The sequence below is a fragment of the Halorubrum sp. CBA1229 genome, from assembly GCF_003721435.2.
In the GTDB taxonomy this organism is placed as follows: Archaea; Halobacteriota; Halobacteria; order Halobacteriales; family Haloferacaceae; genus Halorubrum.
This window is the reverse complement of the sequence record NZ_CP054585.1, coordinates 1,203,461-1,230,022: the sequence shown is the minus strand read 5'-3', so window position 1 is coordinate 1,230,022 and position 26,562 is coordinate 1,203,461. Positions and strand designations below refer to the sequence as shown.

Here is a 26,562-nt window from a genome sequence, read left to right as displayed (position 1 = left end):
GTCTCGCGGCGATGAGACCCGACGACGAGCGATACTTCGCCCGGATCGAAGACCGGCTCGACGAGGCGCTGGAGCTCGCGGAGACGGCGAAGGGACAGGGGTACGACCCGGAGCCCGAGGTCGAGATCCCCGTCGCCCGCGACATGGCCGACCGCGTCGAGAACATCCTCGGCATCGACGGCGTCGCGGAACGCGTCCGCGAGTTGGAAGGCGAGATGTCTCGCGAGGAGGCGGCCCTGGAACTCGTCACCGACTTCGTCGAGGGGACGGTCGGCGACTACGACTCCCGCGCGGGGAAGGTCGAGGGCGCGGTCCGGACCGCGGTCGCGCTGCTCACCGAGGGGGTCGTCGCCGCGCCGATCGAGGGGATCGATCGGGTCGAGCTGCTGGAGAACGACGACGGCACCGAGTTCGTCAACGTCTACTACGCCGGTCCGATCCGGTCGGCGGGCGGGACCGCGCAGGCGCTCTCTGTGCTCGTCGCCGACTACGCCCGCTCGCTTTTGGGCATCGACGAGTACAAGCCGCGCGACGTGGAGGTCGAGCGCTACGCCGAGGAGATCGCCCTCTACGACAAGGAGACCGGACTCCAGTACACGCCGAAGGACAAGGAGTCGAAGTTCATCGCCGAGCACATCCCCATCATGCTCGACGGGGAGGCGACGAGCGACGAGGAGGTCTCCGGTTTCCGCGACCTCGAACGCGTCGACACCAACTCCGCGCGCGGCGGGATGTGCCTCGTCGCCGCCGAGGGGATCGCGCTGAAGGCCCCGAAGATCCAGCGGTACACCCGCGACCTCGACGAGGTCGACTGGCCGTGGCTCCAGGACCTGATCGACGGGACGATCGGGACAGACGGGTCCGGCGCGAGCGACGAGGGGGGCTCGGACGGCGAGTCGCTCGACTCGGACGGGGACGTGGGGGACGACGCGAGCGAGGGCGACGAGAGCGAGTCGGAGTCCGGCGGCGAGGCGCCCGACGGCCCGCCGCGCGCGAAGCCCTCGCAGAAGTTCCTCCGCGACCTGATCGCGGGTCGCCCCGTGTTCACCCACCCGAGCGAGGCGGGCGGGTTCCGGCTCCGGTACGGTCGCGCGCGGAACCACGGGTTCGCGACCGGCGGGGTTCACCCGGCGACGATGCACCTCGTCGACGACTTCCTCGCGGCCGGCACGCAGATCAAGACGGAGCGCCCGGGGAAGGCCCACGGGGTCGTCCCCGTCGACTCCATCGAGGGGCCGACGGTCCGGCTCGCGAACGGCGAGGTCCGCCGCATCGACGACCCCGAGGAGGCGAAGGAGGTCCGAAACGGCGTCGAGAAGGTGCTCGACTTAGGCGAGTACCTCGTCAACTACGGGGAGTTCGTCGAGAACAACCACCCGCTCGCGCCCGCCTCGTACGTGTACGAGTGGTGGGTCAAGGAGTTCGCCGACGCCGGCGCGGACGTGCAGGCCCTGCGGGACGACCCCCACGTCGACCTCGAACACCCCGACGTCGACGAGGCGCTCGCGTGGGCGCGCGAGTACGACTGCCCGCTCCACCCGGAGTACACCTCCCTCTGGCACGACGTGTCGGTCGCGGCGTTCGAGGCGCTCGCCGAGGCGGTCGCCGACGGCGACGTGGTCGAGGGCGTCCTCGCGATCGAGCGCACGGAGACGACGCAGGGGGCCTTGGAGTCGCTGCTGGTCGAGCACACCGCCACCCCGGACGCCCTCCGGGTCCCGACGTGGCGCCCGCTCGCGCGGTCGCTCGGTGTCGACGATGGTCTCCGGAAGACGTGGGAGGAGAGCGACCTCTCGGCGGCGGCCCGCGAGTGGGCCGACGGCGAGAACGCCGTGAAGGCCGTCAACGAGGTCGCGCCCTTCGAGGTGCGCGAACGCGCACCGACCCGGATCGGGAACCGGATGGGCCGCCCCGAGAAGTCGGAGAGCCGCGACCTCTCCCCGGCGGTCCACACCCTGTTCCCGATCAACGAGGCCGGCGGCCCCCAGCGCGACGTCGCCGAGGCCGCGAGCGTGATGGACGACTCGGGCCACCGGGGGCGGCTGGAGGTCGAGGTCTCCGACCGGGTCTGTCCCGACTGCGGCGAACACACCTACAAGGCCCGGTGTCCGGACTGCGAGGTCCACACCGAGCCCCACTACGAGTGCGGCGACTGCGGCACCGTCTGCGAGCCCGACGAGGCCGGTCGCGTCGAGTGCCCGCGCTGCGAGTGGGAGGTGCGCGCGGCGACGTACCAGGAGGTCGACCTCAACGACGCGTACCGCTCCGCGCTGGCGAACGTCGGCGAGCGCGAGGCGTCCTTCGAGATCCTCAAGGGGGTCCAGGGGCTCACCTCGCGGAACAAGACCCCCGAGCCGATCGAGAAAGGCATCCTGCGCGCGAAGAACGGCGTCACGTCGTTCAAGGACGGCACCGTCAGGTACGACATGACGGACCTCCCGGTCACGTCCGTCCGGCCCGAGGAGCTCGACGTCACCGCCGACCACCTCCGGGAGATCGGCTACGAGACCGACATCGACGGCGAGCCCCTGCGCCACGACGACCAGCTCGTGGAGCTCCGGGTCCAGGACATCGTCCTCTCGGACGGCGCGGCCGAGCACATGCTGCGGACCGCCGACTTCGTCGACGACCTGCTCGAACAGTTCTACGGGCTTCCGCGGTTCTACGAGGTGAACGAGCGCGACGACCTCGTCGGCGAGCTCGTCTTCGGGATGGCGCCGCACACGAGCGCGGCAACTGTCGGAAGAGTGGTAGGATTTACGTCGGCGGCCGTCGGATACGCGCATCCGTACTTTCACGCCGCCAAACGAAGGAACTGTTTCCACCCGGAGACGGAAATCGAGTATCGAGACGACGCGGGTTGGCACCGCGAGACTATCGAAGCCTTCGTTGAGGATCGGCTGGACAATCCGCGAACCGATGACTTCGGAACGCTCGTGGACGAACTCGACGGCTCGATCGAAGTCCCTTCGATCGACGAACGCGGAAACAGGTCGACACAGTCGGTGACTGCCGTCTCAAAACACCTGAGTCAGGACCACCTTGTCCGGGTCGAGACCCGGGGTGGACGCTCAATTCGCGTGACGCCCGACCATACGATGCTGCGAGCCGAGGACGGGCGTGTTCGGAAGGTCGCCGCGAACGAACTGGAGATCGGTGATTTGGTTCCAGCGACGACTCTCGATTACGAGACGTCGGCGGAAGTCGCCGCTGATGTGGCTGCAGATGGAGGGATCGAGACGGACGTAGTCGACTCGGTGGAATTCCTCGAAAGCGACGTCGAACACACCTACAATCTCACGGTCGCCGAGACGCACACCCTCGCGGCGAACGATTTACTGGTCGCTCAGTGCGACGGCGACGAGGATTGCGTGATGCTCCTGATGGACGGACTTCTCAACTTCTCGAAAGAATTTCTCCCCGACCAGCGCGGGGGGCGCATGGACGCGCCCCTCGTGATGTCCTCGCGGATCGACCCCTCCGAGATCGACGACGAGGCGCACAACATGGATATCGTGCGCGAGTACCCGCGCGAGTTCTACGAGGCGACGCTGGAGCTGACGGACCCGGAGGAGCTGGAAGACCGGATCCAGCTCGGCGAGGACACGCTCGGGACCGACGAGGAGTACCACGGGTTCGACCACACCCACGACACGACGGACATCGCGATGGGGCCGGACCTGTCTGCGTACAAAACGCTCGGGGACATGATGGAGAAGATGGACGCGCAGCTGGAGCTGGCCCGGAAGCTCCGCGCGGTCGACGAGACCGACGTGGCCGAGCGGGTCATCGAGTACCACTTCCTGCCGGACATCATCGGGAACCTCCGGGCGTTCTCGCGGCAGGAGACGCGGTGTCTCGACTGCGGCGAGAAGTACCGCCGGATGCCGCTCTCGGGCGACTGCCGCGAGTGCGGCGGGCGCGTGAACCTCACCGTCCACCAGGGATCGGTGAACAAGTACGTCGACACGGCGATCGAGGTCGCCGACCGGTTCGGCTGTCGACCCTATACGAAACAGCGGCTGAAGGTGTTAGAGGAGTCGCTCGAATCGATCTTCGAGGACGACACCAACAAGCAGTCCGGCATCGCCGACTTCATGTAGGGGTTGCGGGCGAAGACGCGCTTTTCGAAAGCTTCCGAGTGATTGTCGCCTCCGTCTGTCCTTTATAAAGAACCGATCTCGATCTGGCGGAGAGCACCTCCAAAGCTCCATCAGCTCATTTATACGCGGTTGATGATAGATCGGCGGAGAGCACCTCCAAAGCCCCAGCCGCGAGGCGGATGCACGCTCGCTGCGCTCCTCGGTCGCTCACTTTGTTCGCTCCCTGCGGTGTCGCCGGCGGCTTCGCCGCCGGCTGCCCGTGGCGCTACGCGCCACGCTGCTTACGTCGCCTGCGTCCGCCTCGCGGCTGCCCCTTTGAGTCCCACCCCGACCGCACCGCAACCGCACCTCACGCCTCCCCAGCCTCGCGGTTCGCGCTCTCCGAGCGCTCACCGCGTCCCTCGCACGCGCACCTCGTGGCCGCCGAGGGCGGCCACTCGAAGGCGCGCGCCACCGCTGCTGCCGTATTTATTTGTTTATAAGGAGACCGTCGCTATTGCGTCGCCTCAGTCGTCGTCGCGCGCCTCCTCGACCACCTGCACGAACTCGCGGGCGGTCTCGGTGATCGACTCGTAGTCGCCGCGCTCGGCCGCGTCGTAGTCGACGAGGGCGCCGCCGGCGCCGACCGCGAACGCGCCGGCGTCGATGTAGTCGGCCGCGTTGCCGGGGCCGACGCCGCCGGTCGGCATCATCGGGATCTGGCCGAGCGGTCCCTTCATCGCGCCGAGGTGGGCCGGACCGACGGTCTTCGCGGGGAACACCTTCACGAAGTCGGCGCCGGCTTCGTACCCTCGGATCGCCTCGGTCGGCGTCATCACGCCGGGCGCGGTGACGGCGCCGTAGCGGTTGCAGGTCTCGATCACGTCCTCGTGGAGGCTCGGCGAGACGACGAACTCGGCGCCGGCCATCAGGGTCGTCCGGGCGGTCTCGCTGTCGAGCACGGTGCCGGTGCCGACGACGACCTCGTCGCCGAACGAGCCCGTCACCGCTTCGAGCTTCCCGGCGACGTCTGGCGTGTCCGCGGTGATCTCGACGGCGGTGACCCCGCCCTCGCGGAGCGCCTCCGTGATCCCGATGAGCTGGTCGGCCTCGACCCCGCGCAGCACCGCGACGACGCCGGTGTCGGCGAGCCGCGAGAGCGTCTCGTTCATACGCCTCGGTTCCCCACCGAGCACTTAAATCCGCGTGGAGACGGCCGCGGTCGTCTCGCGGCCGTTCGTCTCGCCCACCCATCCCGAACCGCGTGGCTCGCGCTCACCGAACCGCGCGGCTCGCGCTCACCGAATCGTGCTGCCCACACGCATCGAATCGTGCGACCGATCGACACGAAATCTCCGGCGATCAGGGGTGATCCTCGGCGAAACGGCCGCGGAGAAACACTACCCTTTTGACCCTGCTATCGGTAACAAGCGGTATAATGGGCCGACGCAAGAAGATCGTTCAAGAGTGCGAGCGGCTGATGGACACTCCGGAGAACATCCGGAACATCGCCATCGCCGCCCACGTCGACCACGGCAAGACGACGCTCTCCGACAACCTGCTGGCCGGTGCCGGCATGATCTCCCAGGACACCGCGGGCGAGCAGCTCGCGATGGACACGAAGGAGGACGAGCAGGAGCGCGGCATCACCATCGACGCGGCGAACGTCTCGATGACCCACGAGTACGAGGACACCAACCACCTCATCAACCTCATCGACACCCCGGGCCACGTGGACTTCGGGGGCGACGTCACCCGCGCGATGCGCGCGGTCGACGGCGCCTTAGTGGTCGTCGACGCCGTCGAGGGCGCGATGCCGCAGACGGAGACGGTGCTCCGGCAGGCGCTCCGCGAGGGCGTGAAGCCGGCGCTGTTCATCAACAAGGTCGACCGCCTCATCTCCGAGCTTCAGGAGGGGCCTCAGGAGATGCAGGAGCGGCTGATGTCCGTCATCGCCGACGTCAACGAGCTCATCCGCGGGATGGCCGAGAACATGGACGACATCCCCACGGACTGGACCGTCTCCGTCGAGGACGGGACGGTCGGCTTCGGCTCCGCGCTGTACAAGTGGGGCGTCTCGATGCCGTCGATGCAGCGGACCGGCATGGACTTCGGCGACATCATGGAGCTCGAACAGAACGACAAGCGCGAAGAGCTCCACGAGCGGACGCCGCTCTCGAACGTCGTGCTCGACATGGTCTGCGAGCACTTCCCGAACCCGGTCGACGCCCAGCCTCGTCGTGTCCCGCGCATCTGGCGCGGCGACGCGGACAGCGAGCTGGCCGACACGATGCGGATGGTCAACGAGGACGGCGAGGTCGTCTTCATGGTCACCGACATCTCCATGGACCCGCACGCGGGCGAGATCGCGACGGGCCGCGTCTTCTCCGGCACACTGGAGAAGGGCCAGGAGCTGTACGTCTCCGGGACCGCCGGCAAGAACCGCATCCAGAGCGTCGGGCTCTTCATGGGGTCCGAGCGCGAGGAGGTGGACCGCGTCCCGGCCGGGAACATCGCGTCCGTCACCGGACTGCGTGACGCCATCGCCGGTTCCACGGTCTCGTCCGTCGAGATGACGCCGTTCGAGTCGATCGAGCACATCTCCGAGCCGGTCATCACGAAGTCCGTCGAGGCCCAGAACATGGACGACCTGCCGAAGCTCATCGAGACGCTCCAGCAGGTCGCAAAGGAGGATCCGACGATCCAGATCGAGATCAACGAGGACACGGGCGAGCACCTCATCAGCGGGCAGGGCGAGCTCCACCTCGAAGTGATCACCCAGCGCATCCGCGACAACCAGGGCATCCCGGTCATCACCGGCGAGCCGATCGTCGTCTTCCGCGAGCAGCCCCAAGAGGCGTCCCGCGAGGTCGAGGGGCAGTCGCCGAACCGTCACAACAAGTTCTACATCACCGTCGAGCCGATGGACCAGGACATCGTCGACGCCATCCAGCTCGGCGAGGTCTCGATGGACATGCCCGAACTGGAGCGCCGCGAGGCGCTGCAGGAGGCCGGCATGGACAAGGACACCTCGCAGAACGTCGAGGACATCCACCGGACCAACATCCTCATCGACGACACGAAGGGGATCCAGCACCTCAACGAGACGATGGAGCTCGTCTTAGAAGGGCTCCAAGAGGCGCTCGACGACGGGCCGCTCGCCGCCGAGCCGGTCCAGGGATCGCTGTTCCGTCTCCACGACGCGAAGCTCCACGAGGACACCATCCACCGCGGGCCCGCGCAGGTCATCCCCGCGGTCCGCGACGCGGTCCACCGCGCGCTGATCGACGGCGAGGTCCGCCTGCTGGAGCCGATCCAGGACGTCCGGATCGACGTGCCCTCGGAGCACATGGGCGCCGCGTCCGGCGAGATCCAGGGCCGCCGCGGCCGCGTCGACGACATGTACCAGGAGGGCGACCTGATGGTCGTCGAGGGCATCGCGCCCGTCGAGGAGATGATCGGCTTCTCCTCCGACATCCGCTCGGCCACCGAGGGCCGCGCCTCGTGGAACACCGAGAACGCGGGCTTCCGCGTCCTCGTCGACAACCTCCAGCGCGAGAAGATCATGGAGATCCGCGAGCGCAAGGGGATGAAGCTCGAACTGCCGCAGTCGATCGACTACTTCTAAGTCGGCGACGCGGTCCGCGGTCGCGGTCTGCTTCGGGTTAGCGGACTCCGCTTTTGCGGCGTTTCCTCGTGACCGAGAGATCTCTCCCGCCGAATCCGGATGGGCTCTCGCGGTCGCGGTCACCCGACGAAGGTGACCGTCTCCGTGATCTCGCACCGAAGCGTCCCGGCCTCGATCCGGCCGCCGACCCCCCGAAGCCACGTTTTCAGTATCGGAACGGTAACGGTCGACTCCATGGTCGCGTCCGCACTGGTTCCGTCGCCGTCGGCGGGCCCCGAGTAGTTCAGGATCGGATTCACGGCTCCCCGGCCGCTCCCGGCGTCGAACGCGTGGCGGATCTCGGTGCGTCCGGTCACGTCGCGGTCCGACGTGTCCCCGTACGCGTTGGCGTTCGAGAAGAAGACCGTCCCCGCGCCGTTCGTGCTGAGGCGGAGCGAGAGGCGCGGTCGTCCGAGGGTGTAGGTCCAGTCCGGGTCGTCGTCGTCCACGATCGCCTCGTAGCTGACGATGCGGATCCCCTCGTCGTCGAACCGGTCGGAGCCGTCGTTCGGCCCCTGAACCGTCAGCACGAGGGTCGCGTCGATCCCCTCGTCGTCGACCCGGTCGGTGTCCTCGTCGATGATCGCCCAGTCCCCGTGCCCGCCCTCGACGGGAGGGCCCCACGAGGGCGGTTCGTCCCGCGATTCGGTCGCTTTCACCGCCAGATCGGCTCCGACCAATCCCGTCATCGCGAGCGCGATGTACGTCAGCACCGGTCGCCTGTCGGTGGAGGGCATCAGCGCGGACGGTACCGCCGCCATCCGAAAATTCTTTTTGCCCGTTTCGAGGGCTGTACACCCACCTCGTCCGGGGGCTCGACGGAACTCCTCCCTCCCCGTCGGACCGTCCCCGCCGCTCTCCGTGCCGTAAGTTCACACGGAACGAAGCGAGGCAACGCCTGCCATCGCCGAAGGCTTATACCGGATCCCCCGACTCCTTTCTGGTATGCAGACGGGCACGACTCCCGCTCGGCGCACCGCGACGGAGCCAGCAAGCGACCGCTCCGCGCCGCCGACAGGACCGTGCCGGACGCCGACCACAGCGGCGATCGCGCCGCTGGCGACGGTCATCCCCGGTGTCGATCCGGCGGGCCCCGCGGAGGTGGCGGCGTGAGCGACGCGCCCGAGGGGGTCGACGGCCGGGCGGATGACGATCCCACCCCAGACGGCGGGCACGCCTCGGCGACGCCGTCGACGCACACGGTGCGGCTCGAGCTCGTCGACGAGCCGGGGCAGTTGCTCGCCGCCCTCCAACCGATCGCCGACAACGGGGGGAACCTCCTCTCGATCTACCACGAGCGCGGGAACAAGACCCCGCGCGGTCGGATCCCGGTCGAAGTCGACTTCGAAGCCACGCAGGAGCGCTTCGAGGGGATCGTCGAGGCCCTCCGGAGCGAGGGCGTGAACGTGATGCAGGCGGGGACAGAGCGGTACGCCGAGGAGGTGACGCTGCTGCTGTTCGGCCACCTCATCGACACTGACCTCTCCGACACGCTCTCGCGGATCGAGGCGTGCGCGTCGGCGTCGGTCGCCGACGTGTCGCTCGCGGCCCCCCAGGGGACCGAGGAGGCGTCGAGCGCGCGGCTTCGCCTAGAGGCCCGCGCCGGCGAGACGGAGGCCGCGCTCGCGGCGGTCCGGGAGCTGGCCGAGGAGAAGGAGCTACGCCTGGTCGAGCCGCTCACGGGGGTGGAGGCGTGAGACTCGCCGTCGTCGGCGCGGGCGCGGTCGGGCGCTCTGTCGTCGACCTCGCGAGCGAGTACGGCCACGAGGTCGTCGCCGTCGCGGACTCCTCGACGGCGGTCGTCGCGGACGGGACGGGCGGCCGGGACGCCGGCGTCGACCCCGACGCGGTGGTGGCCCGGAAGACGGAGCGGGGGATCGTCGGCGACGACGACCCCGCGGACGCGCTCGCGGCCGACTACGACGTCCTCGTCGAGGCGACGCCGACGACCCTCGGCGACGCCGAGCCCGGCTTCTCGCACGTGACTCGCGCGCTGGAGCGCGACCGCCACGCCGTGCTCGCGAACAAGGGCCCGGTCGCGGAGCGCTTCGGCGACCTGCGGGCCGCCGTCGACGACAGCGCGGGCGAGATCCGGTTCGAGGCGACCGTCGGCGGGGCGATCCCCGCGGTCTCGACCGTCGAGGACATCGAGCCCGGCCACGTCACCGCGGTCCGCGGCGTACTCAACGGGACGGCGAACTTCATCCTCACCCGGATGGCCGCGGAGGGGCTCGACTACGAGCACGTGCTCGCGGAGGCGCAGGACCTCGGCGTCGCCGAGGCCGACCCCTCCTTCGACGTCGACGGGACCGACGCCGCGCTCAAGTGCGTCATCCTCGCGAACGTGCTCTCGTTCGGCGCGGCTGACGACCCGGCCGACGCCCGGGAGTTCACGCTCGACGACGCCGACGTGGCGGGGATCCGCGACGTGCCCGGCTCGGCGCTCCGGCTCGCCGCCGAGGACGGCCGGACGGTCCGGCTTATCGGCGAGGCGACCGGGGAGACCGTCCGGGTCGCTCCGCGGCTCGTCCCCGAGAACGGGACGCTCGCGGTCTCCGGGACGCAGAACATCGTCCAGATCGAGACCACGCACGCCGGCCGGCTCAACATCTCGGGCCGGGGCGCCGGTGGTCCGGAGACCGCGAGCGCGGTGCTCGGAGACGTCGGCCGGTTGGAGTAGCCGCTGCCGCTCCGGTCGGGTCGATTCCGACGCGGTCAGCTCCCGCTATCGCGACCCCGCCCATGCGTCGCGCTGCCGTGCCCCGCGTTGTCGAGAATCGCCCGACTGCGGCGCGATACTCTGTGGGCCGTATCGAAACCGTTTTAGTGGAATCAACCGAAACTTACTCACAGAGCGCCTTAGCGCGTGATTACCCCATGAGTGACAAACCGCACCAGAACCTGGCCATTATCGGCCACGTCGACCACGGCAAGAGTACGCTCGTGGGTCGCCTCCTCTTCGAGACGGGGAGCGTCCCCGAGCACGTAATCGAGCAGCACCGCGAGGAAGCCGAAGAGAAGGGCAAGGGCGGCTTCGAGTTCGCCTACGTGATGGACAACCTCGCCGAGGAGCGCGAGCGCGGCGTCACGATCGACATCGCCCACCAGGAGTTCGACACGGACAACTACTACTTCACCATCGTCGACTGCCCGGGCCACCGTGACTTCGTGAAGAACATGATCACGGGCGCCTCGCAGGCCGACAACGCGGTGCTCGTCGTCGCGGCCGACGACGGCGTCGCGCCCCAGACCCGAGAGCACGTGTTCCTGGCCCGCACGCTGGGCATCAACGAGCTCATCATCGGCGTCAACAAGATGGACCTGGTCGACTACCAGGAGTCCACCTACAACGAGGTCATCGAGGAGGTCAAGAACCTGCTCAACCAGGTCCGCTTCGCGACCGACGACACGACCTTCGTGCCGATCTCCGCGTTCGAGGGCGACAACGTCTCCGAGGCGTCCGAGAACACGCCTTGGTACGACGGCCCCACTCTGCTGGAGTCGCTTAACGACCTGCCGGAGTCCGAGCCGCCGACGGACGCGCCGCTCCGACTCCCCATCCAGGACGTCTACACCATCTCCGGCATCGGGACCGTCCCCGTGGGACGCGTCGAGACCGGGATCCTCAACACCGGCGACAACGTCTCCTTCCAGCCGTCCGACGTGGGCGGCGAAGTGAAGACGGTCGAGATGCACCACGAGGAAGTGCCCAAGGCCGAGCCCGGTGACAACGTCGGGTTCAACGTCCGCGGCATCGGCAAGGACGACATCCGTCGCGGCGACGTCTGTGGTCCGGCCGACGACCCGCCGAGCGTCGCCGAGACGTTCAAGGCGCAGGTCGTCGTCATGCAGCACCCGTCGGTCATCACGGCCGGGTACACGCCCGTCTTCCACGCCCACACGGCGCAGGTCGCCTGTACGATCGAGTCGATCGATCAGAAGATCGACCCGTCGTCCGGCGAGGTCGCCGAGGAGAACCCGGACTTCATCAAGTCCGGCGACGCCGCGGTCGTCACCGTGCGCCCCCAGAAACCGCTCAGCATCGAGCCGTCCGGCGAGATCCCGGAACTCGGCAGCTTCGCCATCCGCGACATGGGTCAGACCATCGCGGCCGGCAAGGTGCTCGAAGTCAACGAGCGATAATCGATGCAGCAGGCACGCGTCCGCCTCGCCGGCACGAGCCCCGAGGACCTCGACGACATCTGCGACGACGTCCGCGAGATCGCGGACTCGACGGGGGTCGCCCTGTCGGGCCCGATCCCGCTGCCGACGAAGACGCTCGAGATCCCGTCGCGAAAGTCCCCGGACGGTGAGGGGACGGCGACGTGGGAGCACTGGGAGATGCGCGTCCACAAGCGTCTGATCGACATCGACGCCGACGAACGCGCGCTCCGCCAGCTCATGCGCGTCCAAGTGCCGAACGACGTCAGCATCGAGATCGTTCTCGAAGACTAAGCGCTAGGGCGTATTTCCGCTCTCTTCGTTTTATTTACCGTCGCCAGCGGCGGCGCCGTCGCTCCGTTTTCACCGAACGTCCAATACCCCCACGCGTCCCGCGAGGAGCCCGCAGAACGCGCCGGTCGCGTGGGCGATCAGGGCGACGCCCGGCGCCGCGGTCGTCGCGGTGAGCGCGACGGCGGCGAGCCCGAACAGCGCGAACTGCGCGCGCGGCGGGAGCCGCAGTCGGTCGAACAGCGTCGCGGTCACGACGTTGCCGGCGAGCAGGTAGCCGCCGAGCGCGAAGACGGCGCCGCTCAGCCCCAACACGGCGGTCGGCGGACCGATCACCCCGCCGAGCGTCACCTGCGCGATCCCGGCGACCGCCCCGGTCGCCACCACGAACGCGTGGAAGCGGGGCCGCGTCGTCCGCCGTTCGACGAGCGGGCCGACGAGGAGCAGCGCGAGCCCGTTCGCCAGCAGGTGACCGATCGACCCGTGCGCGTACACGCTGGTGACGACGGTCCAGGGAGCGACGGACAGCGGGGCCGCGAGCGCGAAGACGCCCGCGAGGCCGACGAGGCGCAGCGCCCCCTGCGCGACCCCGACGAGCGCGGCGGCCGCGAGGGTTTCGAGGGTGGCGCGCATCGGCGGGACGTTCGCGTCGGACCGACTTAAACGCCGCCGCGGCTCGCCGACGGCGGCGCCGCGTCCCGACGGGCACGGCGGTCGGTTCCGCCGATCAGATCACGTCGTCGGGGGCGTGGGCCGCCGCCATTCGCTCTGCCTCGGCCGCGTACCGCTCGCGGTCGGCCGGGTCGTCGACCGCGCCGACGTTCTCGGGCTCGGCGTCGACGGCGGCCGTCGTGTCGCGCACGTCGGTGAAGGAGGTGAGCGCGCGCTCCTTCCGGAAGTAGCGCTCGCCGTCCGGGGTGGCGTACGTGAGGATCACCATGTTCTGCTCGTCGTCGGAGTACGTCCGCTCGACGAGCCACATTCGGACGGTGTCGGACATGTGCAGTATTTCGATAGACACACAAAAGCACCTTTCGGCGGTCGGCATCTCGCGGGAACGCGGACGGTTGCTCTCCCGACGGCGGCCGACCCCGGTCGCCGAACCGTCAGCGTTATATGTTTTAGGGCAACCTAAATCAACGTATGACCGTCGAACGGCGCCCCGAACGCCCGCGTACCGGTGCGACGGCCGGGCGGCTCCGACCGCTTCGGTGCGGAGGTCGACACCCGTGACGGGGACCGACCTCGGGGACCGGCTCCGCGCCGGGTTCTCGCGGGAGCGGCTCACCGCTCTCGGGACGCTCGTCGTCCTCGGCCTCGGCGCGGCGGTCCTCGCCCGGGGCCTCGACGCGGACGCGGTAGTCGCGGCGGTGACGTCGGCCGACCCGGCGCTTCTGACCGTCGCGCTCGGTATCTACCTGCTCTCGTGGCCGGTCAGGGGGCGGCGGTACGGCGACGTGCTCGCGGCCATGGACCGCCGCTGCCGGACCGGCTTCCTCACCGCGACCGTCTTCGCCAGCCAGACCGCGAACCTCGTCGTCCCGGCCCGCGCCGGCGACGGGGTCCGCGCGTACCTGCTCAAGGACCGGCGGGACGTGCCGTATCCGCCCGGCGTCGCCTCGCTCGCGGTCGAGCGCGCGTTCGACCTCGTCGCCATCGGCGCGCTCGGGGGCGTCGCGCTCGCGTTCCTGCTCCTGACCGGTCGGTCGCCCGAGTCGGGCGAGTCGGTGGGCACCGTCGCGCCGTCGACCGCGCTCGCGGCCGCGGCCGGCATCGCCGCCGTCGCCGGCGTCCTCTCGGTCGCGACCGTCGCGGTCGCCCGGAGCGACCGGCGATTCGGACCCGGGCTCCGAGCTCGGGTCGCGGGCCTCGGGCCGGACCGCTCCCGACTCGCGCGAGTCGTCGACGCCGCCGTCCGGTTCGGCGCGTCCGTCAGGGTCGTCGCCGCCGATCCGCGTCGCCTCGGAGCGGTGTTCCTCTGGAGCGTTCTGATCTGGGCGCTCGACGTCCTCACCGCCGTGCTCGTGCTCGCCGCGCTCACGGGCGGGGTCGGGGGGGCCGTCCCGACTCCGACGCTGCTCGTCGTCGGGACGCTCGCGGTCAGCGTCGGCAACCTCGCGAAGGTGCTCCCGCTCTCGCAGGGCGGCATCGGGCTGTACGAGGCGGCGTTCACCGGCCTCGTCGTGAGCGCGACGGGGCTCCCGGTCGAGACGGCGCTCGCGGCGGCGATCCTCGACCACGCGCTGAAGAACGCCGTCACGCTCGCCGGCGGTGGGGTCGCCGCGCTCGCGCTCGGAGTTTCGCCGACCGCCGGTCCCGCGGGGGACGGCGAGTCGACTCCCCCGGTGCAGGCCGACGGGGGGAGCGTCGCCGGCGACGCCGGTGCGGGGGACGCGGCCGGCGATACGGCGCCGAACGCCGCCGGAGAGAGCGAGTCGTCGCACTCCGGACCGTCAGATTTTTAGGCCAACCTAAAAACGTTGGAGTATGGAAGAACGCCGCCCAGACGCCGCGAGCGAGGACATCTGCGTGATCGTCCCCACGATCCGCGAATACGAGTGCCTCCGCGAGTACGTCGCGAACGCCCGAGAACACGGGTTCGATGTCTCTCGGCTCCACTTCGTCCTCGTCACTGAGGACTTCTGTGACGTTGACGAGATGCGCGCCATGCTCGACGACCTCGACGTCTCCGGCGAGGTCTTCGACGGCACCCGCCGCGAGGAGTGGTACGAGGCCAACGAGGTCGCGGAGTACGGCCACGTCGTCCCGGCCGCGAGCCACGCCGAGACGAGCTTCGGACTCCTCTACATGTGGGCCGACGACGCCTTCGAGTACGGCGTCTTCATCGACGACGACACGCTCCCCCACGACGAGGAGGACTACTTCGGCCGTCACATGGAGAACCTCGCGTTCGGCGGCTCGATCGAGCGCGTGCGCTCCGACGAGGACTGGGTGAACGTCCTCTACGACAACGCCGACGAGCACGGGCTCTACCCGCGCGGTTACCCCTACTCGGCGATGGACGAGACGGTCGAGACCGACGCGGTCGACGTCGAGGCCGGCGAGGTCGTCGCCTCGCAGGGGCTGTGGACGAACGTCCCGGACCTCGACGCGGTCCGGATCCTGATGGACGGCGACCTCGAAGGGCAGGCGCAGACCCGGACGACCGCCGACGACTTCGGCGAGGACTTCGTCGCCGCGCGCGGAAACTACCTCACCGTCTGCTCGATGAACCTCGCCTTCCGCCGCGAGGTGATCCCCGCGTTCTACCAGCTTCCGATGGACGACAACGAGTGGGACGTCGGGCGGTTCGACGACATCTGGTCGGGCCTCTTCCTCAAGCGCGCCTGCGACGTGCTCGGCAAGCGGATCTACAACGGCGACCCGCTGTGCGAGCACAACAAGGCCGCGCGCTCGACGTTCGACGACCTCGCGAACGAGGTGGCGGGATTGGAGCTGAACGAACACGTCTGGGAAGTCGTCGACGACGAGGCTGACGACGCCGACTCGTTCGCGGCGGCGTTCGCGGAGATGGCCGACGCGCTCGCGGAGGGCGACTTCTCCGAGTGGAACAACGGCGCGTTCCTCAACCACTGCGGCGAGTACATGCGCGACTGGCTCGACTGCCTCGACGCGATCCAGAGAACGCCGGCGCCGGCGGACGACTGAATCGACACGATTAAAAGTATTTAGGTAAGCCTAAAACACATGACTGAGCACGAATCCAACGGACGCGACGTTCGGCGACGGCGGTTCCTCGCGGCGACGGCCGCGGTCGGCGCGGCGGGCGTCGCCGGTTGCATGGGCGACGACGGAGAGGACGGCGGCGACGGCGACGACGGCGGACCGGCCGTCGGCCAGATCGGGTCCGGCCGCCAGGGTCGCGGGGCCCCCGGCGGGACGTCGATGGCCGAGATGCCGGCGCTGGAGGGCGAGCTCACCGTCTACTCCGGGCGGGGAGAGTTCCTCGTCGGCGAGCTCGTCGGCTACATCGACGACCTGTACGACGACCTCGACCTCACCGTGCGGTACGGCGGCTCGACCGACCTCGTGAACCAGATCACGAACGAGGGCGAGGGGTCGCCCGCGGACGTGTTCTACTCGGTCAACTCCGGCTCGCTCGGCGCGCTCGCGGACGAGGGGCGCACGCAGGCGCTCCCGTCCGAGGTGACCGACAAGGTGCGCGAGGAGTTCCGGACCGAGCAGTGGGTCGGCACCTCCGGGCGCGCCCGGACGGTCCCGTACAACACCGACGAATTCTCGGAGAGCGAGATGCCCGACGACATCATGGCGTACCCCGAGGAGTTCGAGGGCGACCTCGGGTGGGCGCCGTCGTACGGCTCCGCGCAGGCGTTCATCACCGCGATGCGGCTCATCGAGGGCGAGGAGGCCACCCGCGACTGGCTCGAGGCGATGGTCGAGCGCGGCGCCTCGACGTACCCCGACGAGTTCGTCACCTGCCAGGCGATCGCCGACGGCGAGATCGACGCCGCGTTCACGAACCACTACTACATCCAGCGCGTGCTCGACGGGAACCCGGGGGCGCCGATCGCCACCTCGTTCACCGAGGGCGACGCGGGCGCGGTGTTCAACGTCGCCGGCGCCGCGGTCGTCGACACCGCGTCCGACGCCGACCTCGCGTCAAACTTCGTCCGCCATCTGCTGTCGGCGGAGGCGCAGGACTACTTCGCGCGCTCCACCTTCGAGTACCCGCTGATCCCCGACGTCGAGCCGATCGGCGACCTGCCGTCGATCGACGAGCTCGACGTCCCGGACATCGACCTGACGCAGCTGTCGGACCTCGAACCGACGATCGACCTCATGCGCGAGGCCGGCGTCGAGATCTGAGGATCCCCGGCGCCCGTGGCAGACTTTCCCCCGTTCGTTCGTCCCCGTCGGCTCGCGACGCGCCTCCGTGAGCGCCTCGCGCGCGCAGATCGGGTGACGGTCGCGGCCGCGCTGGTCGCCGTCGCGGCCGGCGCCCTGACGTTCGCGATCGCCGCCACCGTCTTTTCGCACCACTCCGCCAACCACGACGAGGGCGTCTACCTCACGCAGGCCGCGCTCCTCCTCGGCGGCCAGCTGGAGTTCCACGCCGGGCCGCTCGCCGACGCCTTCCACCCGTGGTTCTTCATCGAGGACGGCGGGCGGCTCTACCCGAAGTACAACCCGGTCCCGGCGGCGACGTTCGCGGCCTCGATGTGGCTGTTCGGCGAGCCGCGCGTGACGCTCGCGGCGGTCGCCGCGGGCAACGCCGCCTTAGTGTACCTGCTCGGCTCGCAGACGTTCGGTCGGCGGGCGGGGCTCGCCGCGAGCGTCCTGTTCGCCGCGTCGCCGATGGCGATCGCGACGTCGTCGGCGTTCCTCCCGTACGCGCCCACGACGTTCTTCAACCTGGTCTTCGCGGTCGCGTACCTCCGGGGGATCCGCGACCGGTCGCTCGCGGCCGCCGGCGTCGCGGGCGTCGCGATCGGGATCGCCTTCTTCTCGAGGCCGTACACCGCGGTGCTGTTCGCCGCGCCGTTCATCGCTCACGCGCTGTGGCGGGTGGGGGCGGCGGTCCGCCGCTTCGGCGCCGAGACGGGGCGCTCGACGCCGCGCGCGTTCGCGGCTCTCGGCCGCCGCGCGCTCGCGCTCGACCGGTCCGGCGAGCTCCCCGGTCCGATCCGTCGCCAGGGGTTGACGGCGCTGTTCGGCGTCCTGTTCGTCGGGGTCACGCTCGCGTACAACGCCCGGATGACGGGGTCGCCGCTCGTGTTCCCGTACCAGGAGTTCGCGCCGATGGACGGCCCGGGCTTCGGCGAGCGGCGCATCCTCGGCCACTCGGTAGAGTACACGCTCGAGCTGGCGCTGGAGTCGAACGGCTACGCGCTCGCCGAGATCGCGACGCGGTGGTTCGTCGCCGGCCCGCTCGGCACCGCGCTGGCGGTCGGGGGCGTCGCGGCCGCGCTCTGGGGGTGGCTCGCGGACGGAGACGTGGGCGGGCTCGTCGGCCGGACGTCCGGCGGCGCCGCGCGGGTCGCCGACGGCGGCGACGTCGATGAGTCGTCGGGAGCGCCCGCCCCGTCCGACTCCCCCGCATTCCGTCGGACCGCGGCCGCGCTGCTCGCCGGCGTCGCGGGCTCCGTCGTCGTCGGGAACCTGTACTTCTGGGGGACCCACAACGCGCTCGCGGACCTCTCGGACCCGACCGACGGGCTCGCGTCGCTGTTCGGCCCGTTCTACCACTTCGACCTGCTCGTTCCGCTGGCGGTGTTCGGCGGGCTGGGCGTCGCCGTCGGGTGGCGGGGGCTCACCGCGGCCCGCGAGCGGCTCGCGGCCCGCGGCGTCTCGCCCGCGGTCACCCGCGTCGCGCTCGCCGTCGTCGTCGTGAGCGCGGTCGCCGTGGCGGGCGTCGCCGCCGTGGACGCCGCCTCCGAGCCGATCGACCGGAACGCCGCGGTCGGCGAGAAGCTCGAGGCCGCGTACGCGCCGATCGACGAGACGACGTTCGAGGACGGGCTCGTGTTCCTCCCCACGCCGTACGGCGAGTGGCAGAACCACCCGTTCCAGTACCTCCGGAACGGGCCGGGGCTCGACGGCGACGTCGTGTACGCGCTCGAACGCGATCCGGTGGAGAACTTCGCCGTGTTGGACGCCTACCCCGACCGCACGCTGTACCGCTACGCCTACCACGGCGTCTGGGGCGTGAGCCCGGAGGCGCACGTCGTCCCCAAGCTGGAGGCGCTCGACCGCCGCTCCGGGTCGACGATCGACCCCGAGACGACCGTCGGCGTCCCCGACCGCGTCGCCCGCGCGCAGGTGCGCGTCGACCCGCGCCGGGGCGCACCGGGCGGCCCGGACCACGTCTCCTACACCGTGTCGGACCCCGGCGAGTCGCTCGCGGTCGACTGGGCGGTGACCCCCTCGGGCGCCCGGCTCCCCGGCTCGGAGAGCGGGGCCGGCGGGAACGCGAGCGAGCCGGTCCCGTTCGACCCCGACGGCGACGTGATCGCCGTGACCGTGACGCTCGTCGACCCCGAGGGCGCGACGTACACCTACCGGCAGGAGGTGACGGTGCGGGTGACCGACGACGGCGAACGCGTCGAGGCCGTCTGGCCGCCCGAGCGTTCGACCTGCCGGCTCGTCACGGAGTGCGGCAACGAGGGAACCTACCTCCCCGACGAGCCCGACACCCACCCCGAGTGGGTCGTCTTCGAGACGGACGCCGAAGCGAGCGACGAGTAACGCTGGCGAGACGGGCGACGTAGCCGAAACAGCTGACTCAGTCAGGTTGCGCCGCCGTGGCGCCTACCGCCGTCGCGCCTACGCCTCCGCTCCGCCTCGCCGCGTGCCGAGCGCGCGGATCCCGTACTCCGCCCCGCCGACCGCTGTCGCGGCCGCGAGCGGGACAGCCCAGAACACGAGGTACAGCGTGAGGATCGTCGGCGTCGAGGCCGCCCCGGGGTCCGGCGGGCCTAACCCACCGAAGTACCCCCACGTCTCGCGGACCGCGAGCGCGTATGTTCCGACGACGACAGCAACGGGCGCGATCACGCCGTGTGCCGCGTAGAGGTACGCGGGGACGGCGAGAAGCGCGAACGCGCCGAGCGTCATCCATGGTAGTTCCCACAACGGTGTGCCGTGGTCTTGATACGGGAAGACGGCGAACCGGAGGGCGAGCGTGACGGCGACCGACAGCCCGCCGGCCACGGTGGCGACGCGTCGGGGGGACCTCGTCGAGCGAGTCGACATCGCCGACACTTTGCGGTCGCACAGAAATAAACCCAGCCGCTAGCTTATAAATAACCGACCGTGGATCGGCGGCGAACTCCTCTAAAGCCCCAGTCGCGAGGACGCCGGACGCTCGTTGCGCTCCTCGCTCAGTCACTCCGTTCCTTCGCTGCGGTGCTTACGTCGCCTCCGGCGTCCTCGCGGCTGCCCCTTTGAGCCCCGCCCCCGCACCGCTCCGCACAGCACCTCGCGCCTCCCCAGCCTCGTCAGTCGCCTCCGCTCCGCTCCGGCGACTGACTCCCTCGCGCGTGCGACTCACGCCCTGCGGGCGTTCGTCGGCACGCGCCACCGCCGCGTCCATTTATAAATGATTGGCGCTGTCGCTCACGAGTTTAAAAACGTCGCCGGCGGCGGTCCACTGTGCCCACAGTGTATCCGGACCGCCGTCCGACGACGGCGTCGAGGGCGAAGCGCCTTCAGAACCGTCGGAGCTGCTCTTCGAGACAGACTGTGACGATCGACTTCGCGATGGCGGCGCCGCCGCCGATCGGGTCGAGCTTCGTCTCGCCGAGGCGCTCGGCGTAGCGGATCGGGCGCTCGCGGACGTCGTAGCCGCGCATCAGCGGCCGGATCAGCAGTTCGGCGGAGAGGCCGGTGTTCTCCGTCCAGCCGATCTCCTCGACCACGTCGCGGCGGTACGCGCGCATCCCGGTGGTGGTGTCGTGGACGCGCTCGCCCATCAGGAGGCTCGCGACCGCCGCGAACGCGTGGTTCCCGAGACGGTTGAACGCCGGCATCGCGTCCGCACCGTGGTAGAGCCGGTCGCCGCTCACCACGTCCGCGCCGTCGTTGATCTCGGCGAGGAACTCCGGCAGCGCCTCCATCGGGTAGGTGTCGTCGCAGTCGGTGGTGACGACCACCGGGCGGTCGGGCGTCAGGACCGCCTCGCGCACGGCGACGCCGTACCCCTGCGGCTCCTGCTCGACGACGGTTGCTCCGTGCTCGCGGGCGATCTCCGGCGTTCGGTCCGAGGAGCCGTCGACGCAGACGACCTCCGCCTTCCCGTCGGTGACCTCGTCGATGTCCTCTAGCACCGTCGCGATGGCCTCCTCCTCGTTGTACGTTCCCATCACGACGCTCAGGTCGTCGAAGGTGTACTGCTCGTCCGCGTCGCCGGCGTCGTCGGCGGTCGTGTCGTCGATGGTCTCGTCGGTCGCGTCGTCGTCGACGACGGCCGCGGAGCCGTTCGCCGCGTGTGCTGAGTCGCTCATTACTCACGTCTCCGTTCGCACGCACTTGAGTTTTTAGGTTTACCTAAAATAATATTGAGGACATGTCACGTCTCGTCGCCGAGCCACTCGGCGACGTCGTCCCCGACGCGGAGCGCGAGCGCGGCGATGGTGAGCGTGGGGTTCATCGCCCCGCTCGTGGGGAACACCGAGCTGGAGGCGATCCAGCAGTTGTCGAGGTCGTGGGTCCGACAGCGCGCGTCGACGACGCCCGTCTCGGGGTCATCGCTCATGCGAGTCGTTCCCATGTGGTGGTAGGCGGGACCGGTCGCGTCCGGTCCGGCGACCCACTCGACGTCGGCGCCGAGCTCCTCTAAGATCTCGACTTGGATCTCGTTGGCGCGCTCGATCGTGTCGAGCGCGCGGTCGCCGACGGTCCACTCGATCCGCGGGACCGGGTTGCCGCGGTCGTCGGTGCGGTCGTCGGCGAGCGTCACGCGGCTGTCGGCGTCGGGGAGCTGCTCGACGAGCCCGCCCATCGCGACGTGGTTCCCGTACCCGTCGCGGAGCCGCTCGAGGAGCGTGTCGCCCCAGTCGTCGCCGGTCAGGGCCATCTCGACCGGCGATGGGCCGGCGTAGTTGAAGAACTCCAGCTTGAACGGCGCCTGCGACTCGTCGGCCTCGTCGTAGAACTGGTCGCAGGCGCTCGTGTAGAAGCCGACGTGGTTCTGCCGCGTCGGCTCGTCGAGGGTCCCGCCCGCGCCGGCGAACAGGTGGTCCATGAAGAACTCCCCGACGTGGCCGCTCCGGTTCGCGAGCCCGTCCGGGTAGCGGTCCGAGGCGGACAAAAGGAGGAGCCGCGGCGTCTCCACGCCCCCGGCAGCGACGACGAACGCGGCCGCCTCCTGCCGGTGTCGCTCCCCGTCCGGCGTCGCGTACACCGCGGCCGTCACCGCGTCGTCGCCGTCGTGGTCGAGCCGCTCGACCGGTGCGCGGTCGATGACGGTCGCCCCCCGCTCCTCGGCGCGCTCGACGTGGACGGTCGCGTCGTACTTCGCGCCGCTCGGGCAGACGGGCTGGCAGGTGCCGTAGCCGACGCAGGGCGACCGGTCGTCGTACGGCTCCGAGTTGCGCGCGTTCGGCACGGAGTGCATGTCGATCCCGAGCGATTCGCAGGCCTCGGCGAACAGGGAGTCGCTGTAGGAGGGCTCGAACGCCGGCATCGGATGCGGCTCCTCGCGCGGCGGCGCGTACGGGTTGTCCGACGCGCCCGCGACGCCCAGCTCCTTCTCCGCCTCGGCGTAGTACGGCCGGAGGTCCGCGTAGTCGATGGGCCAGTCCGGGCCGACGCCCCGCTCCGTGCCGGAGCTGAAATCGTCCTCGTGGAGCCGCATCACCATCCCCTGCCAGTGGAGCGTCGACCCGCCCACCCCCTTCACGCGGGCGTGGTTCAGCGGGTAGAACCGGTCGCCGGCGTTCTCGTGGGCGTCGCGCGCGCCGCCGACGCCCCACACGTCCGGCCGGCCGTAGTGGGGGCGGATCGCCCGTTCCTGTCTGGCGAGGCGGTCGGCGGGGTCGAACCGCGGCCCCGCGTCGAGCACCACCACCTCGCGGTCGCCAGCGAGCCGGTCGGCGACGAGCGCGCCCGCGGGACCCGCGCCCACGATACAGACGTCCGCGTCGGGGACGGGCGTCCGGTCGACGTCGGTCCCTCCCGCTCGCTCGTCCCCGACGCTCCCCGCGCCGCTCATCGCGGTCCCTCCTGGTAGCTCTTCGCGCCGCCGCCGTACCCCTGCGGGTTCTCGATGCCGACGAGCTCGCCGCCCGTCGGCGACGAGTACAGCGCGAGCAGCAGCTCGTTGACGACGAAGAAGCGGACGCGTTCCGCAGTCGTCCCCGCGGGGTCCTCCTCGGCCGTGTCCGCGCCGAGCTCGCGCAGCAGGTCGTCGCGCTCGGCCGCCGAGAGCTCGGCGACGGGCGCGTCGTACCACGACCGGGCCGCCGACTCCACCTCGGTGACCGCGGCGCGGACCCCCTCCGCGTGCGCCGACCCGTCGAGACGCCCGTCGAGGACGCCGTCGACGAACGCGTCGATCCCGGAGACTTCCTCGGGGTAGAGCACCCGCGCCACCGCGGTCATCGCCTCGCGGACCGCCTCGTCGTCGGGGGAGCCCTCGCCGTCCCACGACGCGTCGGCATCGATCGGTCCGTCGTCGGTCGCCCGACGGACGCCGAGCGCGACCCCGCCGGTCGCGCCGATCGCGGCCAGCGCAGCCGCCGCGTCGCGTCGCGTCAGTTCCATGGAACTTTTTAGGCAGCCCTAAATTCATATATCCGTCGGAGTGCGCTCGCCGAGCGATCGGAACCCATAACGCGGGGCGCCCCCTCAATCGGACAGAGCGACTCCGTCTCCCGCATAATGACCCTGCGAACCCGGATCCGCGACCGGCTGACCGACGGCGACGACAGGCTTCCGCTCGGGCTGACGCTGCTTTGCGCGGCGATCGCCGCCACGCTCGTGTTCCCCCTGACGTGGCTCGTGATCAGAGCGGTCGCCGTCGAGCGGAAGCGGGCGATGGATCTCCTGTTCAGCGCCGGCACCGCCGAAGTGCTCGTCAACAGCCTCCTGTTGATGGCGGGGGTCACCGCCGCTTCGATCCTCATCGGCGTACCGCTCGCGTACCTCACGGCCCGGACCGATCTCCCCTTCCGGCGGTTCTGGTCCGTCGCGGCCGCGCTCCCGCTCGTCGTGCCGAGCTACGTCGGCGCTTTTTCGTTCGTCTCCGCGTTCGGCCCGCAGGGAGCGTTCCACGACATCCTCGCCCCGCTGGGCGTCGAGCGGGTGCCCAACATCTACGGCCTCTCCGGCACGATACTCGTGATCACGCTGTACACCTACCCCTACGTCTACCTGACCACCCGGGCCGCGCTGCTCTCTTTCGACACGACGATGATCGAGGCCGCCCGAACGCTCAACCACGGTCGGATCGCGGCGTTCCGTCGGGTTACGCTCCCGACGATCCGACCCGCGATCGCCGCCGGAGCGTTGCTCTCGGCGCTGTACGCCGTCTCCGACTTCGGGACACCCTCGATCATGCAGCTCCCCGTGTTCACCCGACAGATCTACGTGGAGTACAACTCGTTCGGCAGCGACTACGCCGCGCTGCTCTCCCTCCAGCTGCTCGTCGTGGTCGTCCTCGTGCTCGCCTTGGAGTGGGCCGTCCGCTCGAACCGGAACACGAGCGGCGACGACGCGGGGCAGACGGACGACCGGGTCTCGCTCGGCCGTCTGCGCTGGCCCGCGACGCTGCTGCCGGCCGCGGTGTCAGGGGCTGCGCTGCTCGTCCCCCTGTGGATCCTCGGACTGTGGCTGCTCCGGTCCGAGTCCGGGCGCCGCCCCTCGCTGGCGTTCGAGCCGATCATGGTGGTCAACTCAGTGTCAGTCTCCGCGGCGGCGGCCGTCGTCGCCGCGCTCGCCGCGATCCCGATCGCGTACTTCGCCGCGAACTACGATTCGCCGTTCGCGGTGATATTCGAGCGAGCGACGTACGTCGGCTTCGCGGTGCCAGGCATCGTACTGGCGCTCGCGCTGGTGTACTTCGGCTCCGGCTACGCGCCGTGGCTCTACCAGACGCTCCCGCTCCTGGTGTTCGCGTACGTCGTCCGCTTCCTCCCGCAGGTGGTCGGGTCGACGCGGACCTCCATCCTTCAGATCGACCGACGGCTCGTCGAAGCCGCGCGCACCCTCGGAGAGTCGTCGACCGGCGCGTTCAGGCGCGTGACGTTCCCGCTCACGCGCTCCGGCATCGTCGCCGGCGCCGCGCTCGTCTTCCTCACGACGATGAAGGAGCTCCCCGTCACGCTCGTGCTCCGCCCCACCGGGTTCGAAACGATCGTCACGCAGATCTGGCGCGCACAGAAGAGCGTGTTCTACCAGTACGCGGTCGTCCCCACGCTCATCCTGCTCCTCATCTCCGGACTCTCGATGGTCGTCCTCCTCACGCAGGAGGGCGGCGAAGAGGGGTTGTGAGGTTCACCGAGGGCTGAACCGAGCTGCAGCGGCGCGCGTGAGGTCGTCGGGCTTCGCCCGACCGCCAGGGGCACGTCGCGCCTCGCTGTCGCCGGCGCGACGCTCCGGCTGTCAGAGAATCGAAGACCGTCGCTGGAGTCGCTGGCGGCTGACGCCGCCAGCGACAAGGCCGGGGAGGTGTGAGGTACGGTGCCGTACGGGTGGGGCTTTGGAAGTAGTCGCGGTCGACCGCTCACGAGTGGGGGCGGGGTCACCGATCTCGTTCCAATTCCACACCTACTTACACGACTCCGCCTCACGGAGTCGTATGGACCTCACCGATTCGACCGCGCTGGTCACCGGCGGCGCGGGGCTCGTCGGGAGCCACCTCGCGGCCCGGCTCCTCGACCGCGGCGCGACGGTCCGCGTCGCCGACGACCTCTCGAAGGGCGACCGCGACCGCGTCCCCGACGGCGCCGACTTCATCGAGACCGACCTGACCGACTCCGACGACGTCGCCGAGGCGGTCACGGGCGACCTCGATATCGTCTTCCACTTCGCCGCGTACACCGACACGAACTACGACGACGACCGCGAGCTGTTCGAGGACAACACGGCGATGACGTACAACGTCTTGGAGCGTATGCACGAGGTCGGTGTCGACCGGCTCGCCTTCACCTCCTCCTCGACCGTCTACGGCGAGGCGCCGCGCCCGACGCCGGAGGACCACGGCCCGCTCGAACCCATCTCCATCTACGGCTCCTCGAAGCTCGCCGACGAGGCGCTGATCTCGACGCACGCCCACTCGTACGGGGTCCGGTCGTGGGTGTTCCGCTTCGCGAACATCGTCGGCCCCCACCAGCGCGGCAACGTGATCCCCGACTTCATCCAGAAGCTCGACGAGGACCCCTCCGAGTTAGAGATCCTCGGCGACGGCCGGCAGGAGAAGTCGTACATGCACGTCTCGGAGTGCGTCGACGCCATCCAGTACGTCGTCGAGCACGCCGCCGACGACCTGAACGTCTACAACCTCGGGACGCGCACGACCACCTCCGTGACGGCCATCGCCGACATCGTCGCCGACGAGCTGGGCGTCGACCCCGAGTACGCCTACACCGGCGGCGACCGCGGCTGGACCGGCGACGTGCCGAAGATGCGCCTCTCCATCGAGCGGCTCGTCGACCTCGGCTGGGAGCCCGCGATCGAGAGCGACGAGGCCGTCCGGCGGAGCGCGAGCGAGCTGATCGACGAGATCGTGCAATAGAGTGTAGTCGATTCGGCTCTGTCGAACTAGTCGGTCGCAGATGGTCTGTCTGAGGTGACGCTGCATACGGGGCGCGGAACTCGCGTCTGCCTCCGCTTTCGAACCTTCAGCCGTGATCTCAGCGGCAATTCTTCTATTTGATATGG

Annotated in this window: 21 protein-coding genes; 13 read left to right on the top strand and 8 right to left on the bottom strand. The window is 69.9% G+C overall.

What is annotated here, in order from left to right; all coding sequences use genetic code 11:
* Positions 1–11: 11 nt before the first annotated feature.
* Positions 12–4,103 carry a DNA-directed DNA polymerase II large subunit gene (locus Hrr1229_RS06175; RefSeq protein WP_123113706.1) on the top strand — a complete coding sequence of 1,364 codons (4,092 nt, stop codon included), beginning with the start codon at positions 12–14 and terminating at the stop codon, positions 4,101–4,103.
* Between the two features lie 506 nt (positions 4,104–4,609).
* On the opposite strand, the gene eda is transcribed toward Hrr1229_RS06175, so the two are convergent.
* Complete coding sequence (eda, locus tag Hrr1229_RS06170) at positions 4,610–5,254, bottom strand: bifunctional 4-hydroxy-2-oxoglutarate aldolase/2-dehydro-3-deoxy-phosphogluconate aldolase (protein ID WP_123113707.1); 645 nt, start codon at positions 5,252–5,254, stop codon at positions 4,610–4,612.
* Positions 5,255–5,520: 266 nt separating this feature from the next.
* On the opposite strand from eda, the gene Hrr1229_RS06165 reads away from it, so the two are divergent.
* A complete protein-coding gene (locus Hrr1229_RS06165; RefSeq protein ID WP_123113708.1) occupies positions 5,521–7,710 on the top strand; it encodes an elongation factor EF-2 in 2,190 nt (729 codons plus the stop codon).
* A 119-nt stretch (positions 7,711–7,829) separates the two neighbouring features.
* On the opposite strand, the gene Hrr1229_RS06160 is transcribed toward Hrr1229_RS06165, so the two are convergent.
* A complete protein-coding gene (locus Hrr1229_RS06160) occupies positions 7,830–8,486 on the bottom strand; it encodes a hypothetical protein (protein ID WP_123113709.1) in 657 nt (218 codons plus the stop codon).
* Positions 8,487–8,694: 208 nt separating this feature from the next.
* On the opposite strand from Hrr1229_RS06160, the gene Hrr1229_RS06155 reads away from it, so the two are divergent.
* The 5 genes from Hrr1229_RS06155 (at position 8,695) to rpsJ (ending at position 12,204) form a co-directional block, all read left to right on the top strand.
* A complete protein-coding gene (locus tag Hrr1229_RS06155) occupies positions 8,695–8,862 on the top strand; it encodes a hypothetical protein (RefSeq protein ID WP_158606072.1) in 168 nt (55 codons plus the stop codon).
* Positions 8,859–9,446 carry an amino acid-binding protein gene (locus tag Hrr1229_RS06150; RefSeq protein WP_123113710.1) on the top strand — a complete coding sequence of 196 codons (588 nt, stop codon included), beginning with the start codon at positions 8,859–8,861 and terminating at the stop codon, positions 9,444–9,446. The genes Hrr1229_RS06155 and Hrr1229_RS06150 overlap by 4 nt, the downstream gene beginning before the upstream one ends.
* The gene (locus Hrr1229_RS06145) at positions 9,443–10,429 is read left to right on the top strand and encodes a homoserine dehydrogenase (RefSeq protein ID WP_123113711.1); all 987 of its coding nucleotides are present in this window, start codon (positions 9,443–9,445) and stop codon (positions 10,427–10,429) included. The genes Hrr1229_RS06150 and Hrr1229_RS06145 overlap by 4 nt, the downstream gene beginning before the upstream one ends.
* Positions 10,430–10,626: 197 nt before the next feature.
* Positions 10,627–11,892 carry a translation elongation factor EF-1 subunit alpha gene (gene tuf / locus Hrr1229_RS06140; RefSeq protein ID WP_123113712.1) on the top strand — a complete coding sequence of 422 codons (1,266 nt, stop codon included), beginning with the start codon at positions 10,627–10,629 and terminating at the stop codon, positions 11,890–11,892.
* A gap of 3 nt (positions 11,893–11,895) precedes the next feature.
* Positions 11,896–12,204 (top strand): 30S ribosomal protein S10, encoded by a 309-nt coding sequence (gene rpsJ / locus Hrr1229_RS06135; RefSeq protein WP_004048854.1) that lies wholly within the window; start codon positions 11,896–11,898, stop codon positions 12,202–12,204.
* A gap of 69 nt (positions 12,205–12,273) precedes the next feature.
* On the opposite strand, the gene Hrr1229_RS06130 is transcribed toward rpsJ, so the two are convergent.
* Together Hrr1229_RS06130 and Hrr1229_RS06125 are read right to left on the bottom strand one after the other, a co-directional pair.
* Positions 12,274–12,834, bottom strand: a complete 561-nt coding sequence (locus tag Hrr1229_RS06130; RefSeq protein ID WP_123113713.1) for a rhomboid family intramembrane serine protease — start codon at positions 12,832–12,834, stop codon at positions 12,274–12,276.
* Between the two features lie 94 nt (positions 12,835–12,928).
* On the bottom strand, positions 12,929–13,201 hold the full coding sequence (locus tag Hrr1229_RS06125; RefSeq protein ID WP_123113714.1) for a hypothetical protein: 273 nt from the start codon (positions 13,199–13,201) through the stop codon (positions 12,929–12,931).
* A 229-nt stretch (positions 13,202–13,430) separates the two neighbouring features.
* On the opposite strand from Hrr1229_RS06125, the gene Hrr1229_RS06120 reads away from it, so the two are divergent.
* The 4 genes from Hrr1229_RS06120 to Hrr1229_RS06105 all read left to right on the top strand — a co-directional run bounded on the left by Hrr1229_RS06120 (position 13,431) and on the right by Hrr1229_RS06105 (position 19,428).
* Complete coding sequence (locus Hrr1229_RS06120; RefSeq protein ID WP_255212571.1) at positions 13,431–14,666, top strand: lysylphosphatidylglycerol synthase transmembrane domain-containing protein; 1,236 nt, start codon at positions 13,431–13,433, stop codon at positions 14,664–14,666.
* A gap of 22 nt (positions 14,667–14,688) precedes the next feature.
* A complete protein-coding gene (locus Hrr1229_RS06115; RefSeq protein WP_123113716.1) occupies positions 14,689–15,870 on the top strand; it encodes an alpha-1 4-glucan-protein synthase in 1,182 nt (393 codons plus the stop codon).
* 39 nt (positions 15,871–15,909) lie between these two features.
* Complete coding sequence (locus tag Hrr1229_RS06110) at positions 15,910–17,049, top strand: extracellular solute-binding protein (RefSeq protein ID WP_123113717.1); 1,140 nt, start codon at positions 15,910–15,912, stop codon at positions 17,047–17,049.
* Between the two features lie 93 nt (positions 17,050–17,142).
* The gene (locus Hrr1229_RS06105) at positions 17,143–19,428 is read left to right on the top strand and encodes a glycosyltransferase family 39 protein (RefSeq protein WP_123113718.1); all 2,286 of its coding nucleotides are present in this window, start codon (positions 17,143–17,145) and stop codon (positions 19,426–19,428) included.
* A gap of 78 nt (positions 19,429–19,506) precedes the next feature.
* On the opposite strand, the gene Hrr1229_RS06100 is transcribed toward Hrr1229_RS06105, so the two are convergent.
* From Hrr1229_RS06100 to Hrr1229_RS06085, 4 genes are all read right to left on the bottom strand, one after another.
* Positions 19,507–19,935, bottom strand: a complete 429-nt coding sequence (locus Hrr1229_RS06100) for a hypothetical protein (protein ID WP_123113719.1) — start codon at positions 19,933–19,935, stop codon at positions 19,507–19,509.
* A gap of 455 nt (positions 19,936–20,390) precedes the next feature.
* On the bottom strand, positions 20,391–21,044 hold the full coding sequence (locus Hrr1229_RS06095; RefSeq protein ID WP_255212581.1) for a dolichyl-phosphate hexose transferase: 654 nt from the start codon (positions 21,042–21,044) through the stop codon (positions 20,391–20,393).
* Positions 21,045–21,250: 206 nt separating this feature from the next.
* Positions 21,251–22,894 (bottom strand): GMC family oxidoreductase, encoded by a 1,644-nt coding sequence (locus Hrr1229_RS06090; protein WP_123113722.1) that lies wholly within the window; start codon positions 22,892–22,894, stop codon positions 21,251–21,253.
* Positions 22,891–23,445: a gluconate 2-dehydrogenase subunit 3 family protein gene (locus tag Hrr1229_RS06085; protein ID WP_123113723.1), complete on the bottom strand. Its 555-nt coding sequence runs from the start codon at positions 23,443–23,445 to the stop codon at positions 22,891–22,893. Before Hrr1229_RS06085 ends, Hrr1229_RS06090 begins: the two co-directional genes overlap by 4 nt.
* A gap of 117 nt (positions 23,446–23,562) precedes the next feature.
* Here Hrr1229_RS06085 and Hrr1229_RS06080 point away from each other — a divergent pair, with 117 nt between their 5' ends.
* Together Hrr1229_RS06080 and Hrr1229_RS06075 are read left to right on the top strand one after the other, a co-directional pair.
* The gene (locus Hrr1229_RS06080) at positions 23,563–25,173 is read left to right on the top strand and encodes an iron ABC transporter permease (protein ID WP_123113724.1); all 1,611 of its coding nucleotides are present in this window, start codon (positions 23,563–23,565) and stop codon (positions 25,171–25,173) included.
* Between the two features lie 307 nt (positions 25,174–25,480).
* Entirely contained in the window at positions 25,481–26,416 is a 936-nt protein-coding gene (locus tag Hrr1229_RS06075) for an NAD-dependent epimerase/dehydratase family protein (RefSeq protein WP_123113725.1), read from the top strand.
* Positions 26,417–26,562 lie beyond the last annotated feature (146 nt).